The 12,276-nt window shown below is 60.1% G+C and carries 2 protein-coding genes and 4 rRNA genes; all 6 read left to right on the plus strand.

Annotated features, from left to right (window positions below; translation table 11 throughout):
* The first annotated feature begins 431 nt into the window (after positions 1–431).
* The 6 genes from ACV095_RS00945 to ACV095_RS00970 all read left to right on the plus strand — a co-directional run bounded on the left by ACV095_RS00945 (position 432) and on the right by ACV095_RS00970 (position 12,271).
* Positions 432–1,954: ribosomal RNA gene (locus tag ACV095_RS00945) — 16S ribosomal RNA — on the plus strand.
* A 540-nt stretch (positions 1,955–2,494) separates the two neighbouring features.
* Positions 2,495–5,624, plus strand: a 23S ribosomal RNA gene (locus tag ACV095_RS00950).
* 173 nt (positions 5,625–5,797) lie between these two features.
* Positions 5,798–5,914, plus strand: a 5S ribosomal RNA gene (rrf, locus tag ACV095_RS00955).
* The 16S, 23S and 5S rRNA genes sit together here, the layout of an rRNA operon.
* 103 nt (positions 5,915–6,017) lie before the next feature.
* A complete protein-coding gene (locus tag ACV095_RS00960) occupies positions 6,018–7,025 on the plus strand; it encodes a LacI family DNA-binding transcriptional regulator (protein ID WP_478222698.1) in 1,008 nt (335 codons plus the stop codon).
* A gap of 93 nt (positions 7,026–7,118) precedes the next feature.
* Complete coding sequence (locus ACV095_RS00965) at positions 7,119–10,151, plus strand: glycoside hydrolase family 2 TIM barrel-domain containing protein (RefSeq protein WP_478222699.1); 3,033 nt, start codon at positions 7,119–7,121, stop codon at positions 10,149–10,151.
* A gap of 597 nt (positions 10,152–10,748) precedes the next feature.
* A 16S ribosomal RNA gene (locus tag ACV095_RS00970) occupies positions 10,749–12,271 on the plus strand.
* Positions 12,272–12,276: the final 5 nt, after the last annotated feature.

Below are 12,276 nucleotides of genomic sequence, written 5' to 3' on the forward strand. Positions count from 1 at the left end.
GAGTGCGTGTATTGTTTTCTAAGTCGCCGCGGGGGAGACAGCCAAGAGCTGGTAACCGCGGGTGGCCAAACCCCCAAATTCAAGACCAAATTCTGGTCGCTCCTTAGGGCGCCGGAAATTGGTGGGGGACCGTCTTCTGGTCTGATGGGAATCCTGAGAAATGGATTTGCGTCGGGGTGGTTGATCGGGTAAGTTTGGAAAGTTGCTCCGGAGCGAGCCTGGACGTTGGTTTGGGTGGTGCCGGGTGTGTCTGTTGTTTGAGAACTCAATAGTGTGCCAAGTTTGTTGATACCGATTATGTATGTAATTGGTTGATTGTGCTGTGCCGCCACCCCGTGGTGTGCATGGTGTTTTTAGCTGGTTTCAAATTTTGTGCAGCTGTTTCTGCCGTTATTTCCGGTGGTTGTGGTTGTGTCTGTTTTTGTTTTACTTCAACGGAGAGTTTGATCCTGGCTCAGGATGAACGCTGGCGGCGTGCTTAACACATGCAAGTCGAACGATGATGCCAGCTTGCTGGTGGATTAGTGGCGAACGGGTGAGTAACACGTGAGTAACCTGCCCTTGACTCTGGGATAAGCCTGGGAAACTGGGTCTAATACCGGATATGACCTTCCATCGCATGGTGGTTGGTGGAAAGCTTTTGTGGTTTTGGATGGACTCGCGGCCTATCAGCTTGTTGGTGGGGTAATGGCCTACCAAGGCGACGACGGGTAGCCGGCCTGAGAGGGTGACCGGCCACACTGGGACTGAGACACGGCCCAGACTCCTACGGGAGGCAGCAGTGGGGAATATTGCACAATGGGCGAAAGCCTGATGCAGCGACGCCGCGTGAGGGATGACGGCCTTCGGGTTGTAAACCTCTTTCAGTAGGGAAGAAGCGTAAGTGACGGTACCTGCAGAAGAAGCGCCGGCTAACTACGTGCCAGCAGCCGCGGTAATACGTAGGGCGCAAGCGTTATCCGGAATTATTGGGCGTAAAGAGCTCGTAGGCGGTTTGTCGCGTCTGCCGTGAAAGTCCGGGGCTCAACTCCGGATCTGCGGTGGGTACGGGCAGACTAGAGTGATGTAGGGGAGACTGGAATTCCTGGTGTAGCGGTGAAATGCGCAGATATCAGGAGGAACACCGATGGCGAAGGCAGGTCTCTGGGCATTAACTGACGCTGAGGAGCGAAAGCATGGGGAGCGAACAGGATTAGATACCCTGGTAGTCCATGCCGTAAACGTTGGGCACTAGGTGTGGGGGACATTCCACGTTTTCCGCGCCGTAGCTAACGCATTAAGTGCCCCGCCTGGGGAGTACGGCCGCAAGGCTAAAACTCAAAGGAATTGACGGGGGCCCGCACAAGCGGCGGAGCATGCGGATTAATTCGATGCAACGCGAAGAACCTTACCAAGGCTTGACATGAACCGGACCGCTGCAGAAATGTGGTTTCCCCTTTGGGGCTGGTTTACAGGTGGTGCATGGTTGTCGTCAGCTCGTGTCGTGAGATGTTGGGTTAAGTCCCGCAACGAGCGCAACCCTCGTTCTATGTTGCCAGCACGTGATGGTGGGGACTCATAGGAGACTGCCGGGGTCAACTCGGAGGAAGGTGGGGACGACGTCAAATCATCATGCCCCTTATGTCTTGGGCTTCACGCATGCTACAATGGCCGGTACAAAGGGTTGCGATACTGTGAGGTGGAGCTAATCCCAAAAAGCCGGTCTCAGTTCGGATTGGGGTCTGCAACTCGACCCCATGAAGTCGGAGTCGCTAGTAATCGCAGATCAGCAACGCTGCGGTGAATACGTTCCCGGGCCTTGTACACACCGCCCGTCAAGTCACGAAAGTTGGTAACACCCGAAGCCGGTGGCCTAACCCCTTGTGGGAGGGAGCTGTCGAAGGTGGGACTGGCGATTGGGACTAAGTCGTAACAAGGTAGCCGTACCGGAAGGTGCGGCTGGATCACCTCCTTTCTAAGGAGCACCTCCAACTCTTCTGTGCTGGTGAATGCCGGTGTGGGGGGTTGTCAGGAAGCAAGCCCGCAGCATGGACGATTGTTCCGTGGCGGGTGCTCATGGGTGGAATATCAACAAATAGGTGCCTGGTGGCACGGACCGGTGTGGTTAGTACGAATGTTTTGTTCTTCTCTTCGGGGGAGGGCGGGTGTTCTGGAACGCGGCTGGTTTGGGTTGCTGGGTAGTGTTTGGCACACTGTTGGGTCCTGAGGCAACAGGGCCGGGGAGGGGTTGCTGCGGCTTTGGTCGTGGTGGTTCCTTGTCGGGTTTGTTTGTTTCTGGTTTCCCTGCCGTGACGTTCCGTGCGCCTGTTGTGGGTGTGTGGGGTGTGTGGTGTGGGGTTGTTGTTTGAGAACTACATAGTGGACGCGAGCATCTTGTATAAGAAGCAATTTCCAAGATTAATGAACCTGGATCTGGCTGCGCTGTTGATGCCCTTTGGGTGTTGGGGTGTGGTTGGTTTCTGTGGTTCTCTCGAGAAATGTTTTTGATCTTTGTGGTCAAGTTTTTAAGAGCACACGGTGGATGCCTTGGCATTAGGAGCCGAAGAAGGACGTAGGAATCTGCGATAAGCCTGGGGGAGTCGATAACCGGACTGTGATCCCAGGGTGTCCGAATGGGGAAACCCCGCCGAGCGCGCGAGTGACTCGGTGACCCGTACCTGAACACATAGGGTGCGTGGGGGGAACGCGGGGAAGTGAAACATCTCAGTACCCGCAGGAAGAGAAAACAATAGTGATTCCGTTAGTAGTGGCGAGCGAACGCGGATCAGGCTAAACCGTTCCATGTGTGATAGCCGGCGGGCGTTGCATGGTCGGGGTTGTGGGACTTTCCATACCAGTTCTGCCGGGCTGGTGGGGTGTGATGTGCGCGCATAGGTGAACGGTTTTGAAAGGCCGGCCAGAGAGGGTGTTAGTCCCGTAACCGTAATGTGTTTGTACCGCCTGTGAGAGTATCCCAAGTAGTACGGGGCCCGAGAAATCCCGTGCGAATCTGTCAGGACCACCTGATAAGCCTAAATACTCCCTAATGACCGATAGCGGACCAGTACCGTGAGGGAAAGGTGAAAAGTACCCCGGGAGGGGAGTGAAACAGTACCTGAAACCGTGTGCTTACAATCCGTCGGAGCCAGTCTGATTCTGGTGACGGCGTGCCTTTTGAAGAATGAGCCTGCGAGTTAGTGTTACGTCGCGAGGTTAACCCGTGTGGGGCAGCCGTAGCGAAAGCGAGTCTGAATAGGGCGTGTGAGTGGCGTGATCTAGACCCGAAGCGAAGTGATCTACCCATGGCCAGGTTGAAGCGACGGTAAGACGTCGTGGAGGACCGAACCCACTTCAGTTGAAAATGGAGGGGATGAGCTGTGGGTAGGGGTGAAAGGCCAATCAAACTTCGTGATAGCTGGTTCTCCCCGAAATGCATTTAGGTGCAGCGTTGCGTGTTTCTTGCTGGAGGTAGAGCTACTGGATGGCTAATGGGCCCTACAAGGTTACTGACGTCAGCCAAACTCCGAATGCCGGTAAGTGAGAGCGCAGCAGTGAGACTGTGGGGGATAAGCTTCATAGTCGAGAGGGAAACAGCCCAGACCACCAACTAAGGCCCCTAAGCGTGTGCTAAGTGGGAAAGGATGTGGAGTTGCCCAGACAACCAGGAGGTTGGCTTAGAAGCAGCCACCCTTAAAAGAGTGCGTAATAGCTCACTGGTCAAGTGATTCCGCGCCGACAATGTAGCGGGGCTCAAGTACACCGCCGAAGTTGTGGCATTCACATTTTAGCTAAGCCCTTGTGGTTCAGGCGTGTGGATGGGTAGGGGAGCGTCGTGTGGGCGGTGAAGTCGCGGTGTAAACCAGCGGTGGAGCCTACACGAGTGAGAATGCAGGCATGAGTAGCGAAAGACGGGTGAGAAACCCGTCCGCCGAATGATCAAGGGTTCCAGGGTCAAGCTAATCTGCCCTGGGTAAGTCGGGACCTAAGGCGAGGCCGACAGGCGTAGTCGATGGACAACGGGTTGATATTCCCGTACCGGCGAAAAACCGCCCATGCTGAGCGGGGGATACTAACTGCCCGAAGCCTGCCCGAGCGCCCTTGTGGTGTGAGGGTTTTGGTGGAGCGCAGGACCTGATCCCGGGAGGCAAGCGTATTAACAGGTGTGACGCAGGAAGGTAGCCGAGCCGGGCGATGGTTGTCCCGGTCTAAGGATGTAGGGCGAGTGGTAGGCAAATCCGCCACTCATGGTGCCTGAGATCTGATGGGACCCCCGTTTGGGGGGATTTGGTGATCCTATGCTGCCGAGAAAAGCATCGACGCGAGGTTTTAGCCGCCCGTACCCCAAACCGACACAGGTGATCAGGTAGAGAATACCAAGGCGATCGAGAGAATTATGGTTAAGGAACTCGGCAAAATGCCCCCGTAACTTCGGGAGAAGGGGGGCCCCAACCTTGATACACCCTTTGCGGTGTGGAGGGGATCGGGGCCGCAGAGACCAGGGGGAAGCGACTGTTTACTAAAAACACAGGTCCGTGCGAAGTCGCAAGACGATGTATACGGACTGACTCCTGCCCGGTGCTGGAAGGTTAAGAGGACCGGTTAGCCGCAAGGCGAAGCTGAGAATTTAAGCCCCAGTAAACGGCGGTGGTAACTATAACCATCCTAAGGTAGCGAAATTCCTTGTCGGGTAAGTTCCGACCTGCACGAATGGAGTAACGACTTCCCCGCTGTCTCAACCATAAACTCGGCGAAATTGCAGTACGAGTAAAGATGCTCGTTACGCGCAGCAGGACGGAAAGACCCCGAGACCTTTACTATAGTTTGGTATTGGTGTTCGGAGTGGCTTGTGTAGGATAGGTGGGAGACGTTGAAGCCCGGACGCCAGTTCGGGTGGAGTCATCGTTGAAATACCACTCTGGTCACTTTGGACATCTAACTTCGGCCCGTAATCCGGGTCAGGGACAGTGCCTGATGGGTAGTTTAACTGGGGCGGTTGCCTCCTAAAAAGTAACGGAGGCGCCCAAAGGTTCCCTCAGCCTGGTTGGCAATCAGGTGTCGAGTGTAAGTGCACAAGGGAGCTTGACTGTGAGAGAGACATCTCGAGCAGGGACGAAAGTCGGGACTAGTGATCCGGCGGTACATTGTGGAATGGCCGTCGCTCAACGGATAAAAGGTACCTCGGGGATAACAGGCTGATCTTGCCCAAGAGTCCATATCGACGGCATGGTTTGGCACCTCGATGTCGGCTCGTCGCATCCTGGGGCTGGAGTAGGTCCCAAGGGTTGGGCTGTTCGCCCATTAAAGCGGTACGCGAGCTGGGTTTAGAACGTCGTGAGACAGTTCGGTCCCTATCCGCTGCGCGCGCAGGAAATTTGAGAAGGGCTGTCCTTAGTACGAGAGGACCGGGACGGACGAACCTCTGGTGTGTCAGTTGTACTGCCAAGTGCACCGCTGATTAGCTACGTTCGGATGGGATAACCGCTGAAAGCATCTAAGCGGGAAGCTCGCTTCGAGATGAGATTTCCATACACCCTCGGGTGTGAGAGGCCCCCAGCCAGACCACTGGGTTGATAGGCCGGATGTGGAAGCGAGGACTAACGACTCGTGAAGCTGACCGGTACTAATAGGCCAACAACTTACACCACACAGATACATACAAACTCTGCTTGCGTCCACTATGTGGTTCCCAACCAACAACCCCCCAACACACGGGGTTGTCACGGCACGGAACCACCACAACTGAAGAACAACACCACAATGTTGTAACCACGAGTCTTCCCACCCCCGAACAAAACACTGGGCGGGCGGGTACAAGGGTTACGGCGGTCATAGCGTGGGGGAAACGCCCGGTCCCATTCCGAACCCGGAAGCTAAGACCCACAGCGCCGATGGTACTGCACCCGGGAGGGTGTGGGAGAGTAGGTCACCGCCGGACACACATTGGTCGAGGCCCCAACCACCAGGTTGGGGCCTCCCACATTTAACCCACCAACACCGGTATCAATACGGGCCTTCACCACCGCCTAGACTTACCGTTTATGACCCCCCGAACGCCGAGTCCCAGGGACCGGCGTGCAACCATCCTGGATGTGGCAGCCGCTGCAGGCGTATCGCGCCAAACCGTCACCCGGGCCATGAATGACATGGCAGGCATCAGCGCGGAAACCCGCGCCCGGGTCCAAAAGCTCGCAGCAGAAATGGGCTACAGCCCCAGCCGCTTCGCCAAGGGCCTTGTGCAGGGCGCGCGGATCTCTGTTGGCCTCGCCATCCCGGACCTGACCAACCCCTATTTCCCGGCCTTTGCCTCAAGCGTGGTGGAGGCCGCCACGGAGCGCGGTTGGAACGTGGTGGTGGACGACTACGGCCACGGGACCGGCAGCGCCGTTGACGCCGCCGCGCGGCTTGCGCCCCAGGTCGATGCACTGATCGGATACCTTGCACCCCACCAGGACGAGGCGCAGGCGCTGATGGGCCGCCGTCCCGTCGTCGCCCTTGACTCCCCGGACGCCGGCACCGCCGGCAGCATCTCCTTTGACTACCGTCACGCTGGCAGGCTCGCCCTCCGCCATCTCGCGTCCCACGGGTGCAGGAGCATCCTCTTCCTGGACTCGGACCAGGGCGGCCCCGCCGGCAGCCGGAGCGCGGCCGCCGCCGCGGTGGCAGCGGAGGCAGGCATCCAGCTCGCCCGCCTCCAGGCACAGCCATCGGCGGCCGCGGCACGGTCGGCGGTGGCCCTCTATCTGGCCGGAGGCGGGAGCCCCGATGGCATCCTCGCCTTCAACGACCTGATGGCAGCCGGCGCCTTGAAGGCACTGCGGGAGTCAGGCACCTCCGTCCCCAATGAGTGTGCCGTCATCGGCATGGACGGAATACCGCTGGGGGAACTGCTCACACCTGAGCTGACCACCCTCGCACTGGACCTGCGCGCCGTGGGCCGCGCCGCCGTCGGACTCCTGGATGGTTTACTCACAGGTGCCATCCAGGACCGCACCCCAGGCGCCCACCTGACCCTGCAGCACCAGCTGGTCGTCCGGCAATCAGCCTGACCCCTACTCAAATCATGACCGAGCGGATAGGCTGGCTGTGCCGCTACGTGAACGTTCACGTAGGCCCTTCCGAAACTCCCCTCAAGGACCTCCATGCCAGCCCACACCCCTGCCGCAACTGCCGGCCACGGCTCCGCTCCGGCGACCAGACCCTCCTACCGCAGACTCGATCCGGCTGCCGCAGACGTCGCAGAATTAGCCTCGCTGGGACCCGGCCGGGGAAGCCTCCCGGCGCGGGCCTACCTGGAGTCCGACGCACCCCGGCTCCTACTCAACGGAGAATGGCAGTTCCGGCTGAGCCCGGGAATCCGGACGGCCCCACACGACGACTGGCAGCAGGGCAATGACCTCTCCGGCTTCACCCCGCTGCCCGTCCCCTCCAGCTGGAACATGCACGGGCACGGCTCTCCGGCCTACACCAACGTGCAGTTTCCCTTCCCGGTGGAACCTCCCTGCCCACCGGACGCCAACCCCATCGGCGATCACCTGGTGACCTTTGAGGCCGGCCCGGAGTTCTTCCCGCACGCCCTGCTCCGCTTCGACGGCATCGACTCGGCCGGAACCGTGTGGCTGAACGGAGTGGAGCTCGGGACCACCCGCGGAAGCCGCCTGGCCCACGAATTCGACGTGTCCGGCATCCTGGTCGAGGGAGCCAACACGCTGGCCGTGCGGGTGGCCCAGTTCTCCGCCGCCAGCTATGTGGAGGACCAGGACATGTGGTGGCTCCCGGGGATCTTCCGGGACGTCACCCTGCAGGCGCGGCCGGTGGACGGCATCGACGACGTCTTCGTCCACGCCGGCTATGACCCGGGCACGGGCGAGGGCACGCTCCGCGTCGAGGTGAGCCGGGCCGGGCGGGCGATTGACGCCGTCGTACGCATTCCGGAACTTGGCCTGGAACTTCCAGCAGGGGCGGAGCAGCGTGTCCCCGGCGTGCAGCCCTGGTCCGCCGAAGTTCCCCGCCTCTATGGCGCAACGGTCAGCACCCCGGGCGAGACCGTTGCCCTGCAGGCGGGTTTCCGCAGCATCGTCATCGAGGACGCGCAGTTCAAGGTGAACGGCCGCCGGATCCTGCTCCGGGGAGTGAACCGCCACGAGCACCACCCCCGGCTGGGCCGTGTGGTCCCACGGGACGTGGTGGAGGCGGAGCTGCGGCTGATGAAGCAGCACAACATCAATGCCATCCGGACCTCGCACTACCCGCCGCACCCGGAGTTCCTGGCGCTGGCAGACCAGCTGGGTTTCTACGTGGTCCTGGAATGCGACCTGGAAACGCACGGCTTCCACAGCGCCGGCTGGGCACAGAACCCCAGCGACGATCCGCAGTGGGAGGAGGCCCTGCTGGACCGGATGCAGCGAACCCTTGAGCGCGACAAGAACCACCCTTCCGTGATCATGTGGTCGCTGGGCAACGAGGCCGGCACCGGCCGGAACCTTGCGGCGATGTCCCGCTGGGCCAAGGACCGTGACCCGTCCCGTCCCCTCCACTACGAGGGCGACTGGTCCTCACCGTACGTGGACGTCTACTCCCGGATGTATGCCAGCCAGGCCGAGACGGCGCTCATCGGGCAGGGCATCGAGCCGGCGCTTGAGGACGCCGAACTGGACGCTCGGCGCCGAGCCATGCCGTTCGTGCTGTGCGAATATGTGCACGCCATGGGAAACGGGCCGGGCGGCATGACCGAGTACCAGGACCTGTTCGACACGTATCCGCGGCTGATGGGCGGTTTTGTCTGGGAGTGGCTGGAGCACGGGATCCTTGTTCCCTCCCCGGGCGGCGGCGAACACTTCGCTTACGGCGGGGACTTTGGCGAGGAAGTCCACGACGGCAACTTCGTCACGGACGGGCTGGTGGATGCCAACCGCAAACCCCGTCCCGGGCTGTTGGATTTCAAGAAGGTCATCGAGCCTCTGGGCATTGACGTTTCCTCCTCATGGGCCAGCTTCACGCTGCGGAACCGGCAGGACTTTGCGGACACCTCCGCCTACCGCTTTGAGTACAAGGTGGAGGACGACGGCGGGACACGGCTGGAGGGAACGGTGGCCGTTGCGCCGCTTGCGGCGCAGTCCACGGCTGTTGTTGAGCTGCCGGCGGAGGTTGCCGCGTGTGTGGCGGGGTTGGCGCAGGACGCGGGTGCGGTGCTCACCGTCAGCGCTGTGCTGGCCACCGATACTGGGTGGGCTGCCGCAGGCCACGAGGTTGCTTGGGGGCAGGCTGTCCGCCTTGCCTCACCAGGCACGGGGGTGCAGGCCCGGGACCTGGTGGAGGCCGGCCAGGACGAACTGCAGCTGGGTACCGCGGTGTTCAACCGGGCAACCGGCATGCCCACATCCATTGGCGGACTTCCCGTGGAAAAGTTCGGCCTGGTCCTGTGGTGGCCCCCGACCGACAACGACCTCGGCCGCGAGTGGGGAAGCCCTGACGAACGGCCCCTTGCGACGCAGTGGAAGGACGCAGGACTCCACCGGCTCCACACCCGCCTGCTGGGCATCCGGGCGGAATCCTCTCCTGACGGCGGAGAGTACCTGCGCGTCAGCACGCGCATGGGTGCCGCGGACAAGCAGTTCGGTGTGCTGGTGGATTACCTGTGGACCGCCAGCTCCGACTCCCTGGGACTACGGACCCAGGTCAGGCCCGTGGGGGACTGGGTCAACGCCGGCTTCGAGGTGGAATGGGCGCGGATCGGGCTGGAGCTGGTGCTGGGTTCCCGGACCACCGGGGTGCGGTGGTTCGGCCAGGGCCCGCACCAGGGCTACCCGGACACCGGCCAGGGTGCGCGGACGGGATGGTTCGAGCTGCCCCTTGCCGCGCTGGACGTTGAGTACGTCCGTCCCCAGGAGTCGGGAGCCCGGTCCGGCGTGCGGTCCGCTGTCCTGCACACCGGCGGAAGGGAGCTGCACCTTTCCGGCGAGCCCTTTGCCCTCACAGTCCGGCCGTACAGCATGCAGGCTCTGGATGCCGCAAACCACAGGCCGGATCTGGTGCCGGACGGGCGGAGCTACATCTACGTGGACCATCTCATGCGTGGCGTTGGCACCGCCGCCTGCGGCCCCGGCGTTCTGGAGCCGTACCGGCTGAAGCCGAGGCAGGCCGACTTCGAAGTGGTCCTCAAGGTACTGGGGTAGGGAAGTCCCGGCTCCCCCTTCGGCTACTCCCTCGGCTCCTCTTCGGATGTGAGCCACTCCATAGAAGCAGCAAACGAGCTTCAGAAGCGGAAATCTCTTGCCCACGCTGCCGGAAACCGCGGAATTCCGGGGTTTCCGGCAGCACAAGAGGCCCCCGGGGGTCGATTTGCGGTTGGGTGTGGGGGCGGGTATTGTTTTCTGAGTCGCCGCCGCTGAAGCGGAAAGATAGCGGCCAAACCCCTTACTGTACGGCCTGGAAATGGTTCGCCTCTTGGCGTGCCGGACGCGGGTGGGGCTGGTTTCGGAGTGGAGTGGATCGCGGTAACGCTGATTTGCGAAGCTTGTTGGAACCGGGTAAGTTTGGAAAGTTGCTCCGGAGCGAGCCTGGACGTTGGTTTGGGTGGTGCCGGGTGTGTCTGTTGTTTGAGAACTCAATAGTGTGCCAAGTTTGTTGATACCGATTATGTATGTAATTGGTTGATTGTGCTGTGCCGCCACCCCGTGGTGTGCATGGTGTTTTTGGCTGGTTTCAAATTTTGTGCAGCTGTTTCTGCCGTTATTTCCGGTGGTTGTGGTTGTGTCTGTTTTTGTTTTACTTCAACGGAGAGTTTGATCCTGGCTCAGGATGAACGCTGGCGGCGTGCTTAACACATGCAAGTCGAACGATGATGCCAGCTTGCTGGTGGATTAGTGGCGAACGGGTGAGTAACACGTGAGTAACCTGCCCTTGACTCTGGGATAAGCCTGGGAAACTGGGTCTAATACCGGATATGACCTTCCATCGCATGGTGGTTGGTGGAAAGCTTTTGTGGTTTTGGATGGACTCGCGGCCTATCAGCTTGTTGGTGGGGTAATGGCCTACCAAGGCGACGACGGGTAGCCGGCCTGAGAGGGTGACCGGCCACACTGGGACTGAGACACGGCCCAGACTCCTACGGGAGGCAGCAGTGGGGAATATTGCACAATGGGCGAAAGCCTGATGCAGCGACGCCGCGTGAGGGATGACGGCCTTCGGGTTGTAAACCTCTTTCAGTAGGGAAGAAGCGTAAGTGACGGTACCTGCAGAAGAAGCGCCGGCTAACTACGTGCCAGCAGCCGCGGTAATACGTAGGGCGCAAGCGTTATCCGGAATTATTGGGCGTAAAGAGCTCGTAGGCGGTTTGTCGCGTCTGCCGTGAAAGTCCGGGGCTCAACTCCGGATCTGCGGTGGGTACGGGCAGACTAGAGTGATGTAGGGGAGACTGGAATTCCTGGTGTAGCGGTGAAATGCGCAGATATCAGGAGGAACACCGATGGCGAAGGCAGGTCTCTGGGCATTAACTGACGCTGAGGAGCGAAAGCATGGGGAGCGAACAGGATTAGATACCCTGGTAGTCCATGCCGTAAACGTTGGGCACTAGGTGTGGGGGACATTCCACGTTTTCCGCGCCGTAGCTAACGCATTAAGTGCCCCGCCTGGGGAGTACGGCCGCAAGGCTAAAACTCAAAGGAATTGACGGGGGCCCGCACAAGCGGCGGAGCATGCGGATTAATTCGATGCAACGCGAAGAACCTTACCAAGGCTTGACATGAACCGGACCGCTGCAGAAATGTGGTTTCCCCTTTGGGGCTGGTTTACAGGTGGTGCATGGTTGTCGTCAGCTCGTGTCGTGAGATGTTGGGTTAAGTCCCGCAACGAGCGCAACCCTCGTTCTATGTTGCCAGCACGTGATGGTGGGGACTCATAGGAGACTGCCGGGGTCAACTCGGAGGAAGGTGGGGACGACGTCAAATCATCATGCCCCTTATGTCTTGGGCTTCACGCATGCTACAATGGCCGGTACAAAGGGTTGCGATACTGTGAGGTGGAGCTAATCCCAAAAAGCCGGTCTCAGTTCGGATTGGGGTCTGCAACTCGACCCCATGAAGTCGGAGTCGCTAGTAATCGCAGATCAGCAACGCTGCGGTGAATACGTTCCCGGGCCTTGTACACACCGCCCGTCAAGTCACGAAAGTTGGTAACACCCGAAGCCGGTGGCCTAACCCCTTGTGGGAGGGAGCTGTCGAAGGTGGGACTGGCGATTGGGACTAAGTCGTAACAAGGTAGCCGTACCGGAAGGTGCGGCTGGATCACCTCCTTTCTAAG

Source organism: Arthrobacter sp. JDC6 (assembly GCF_056484025.1).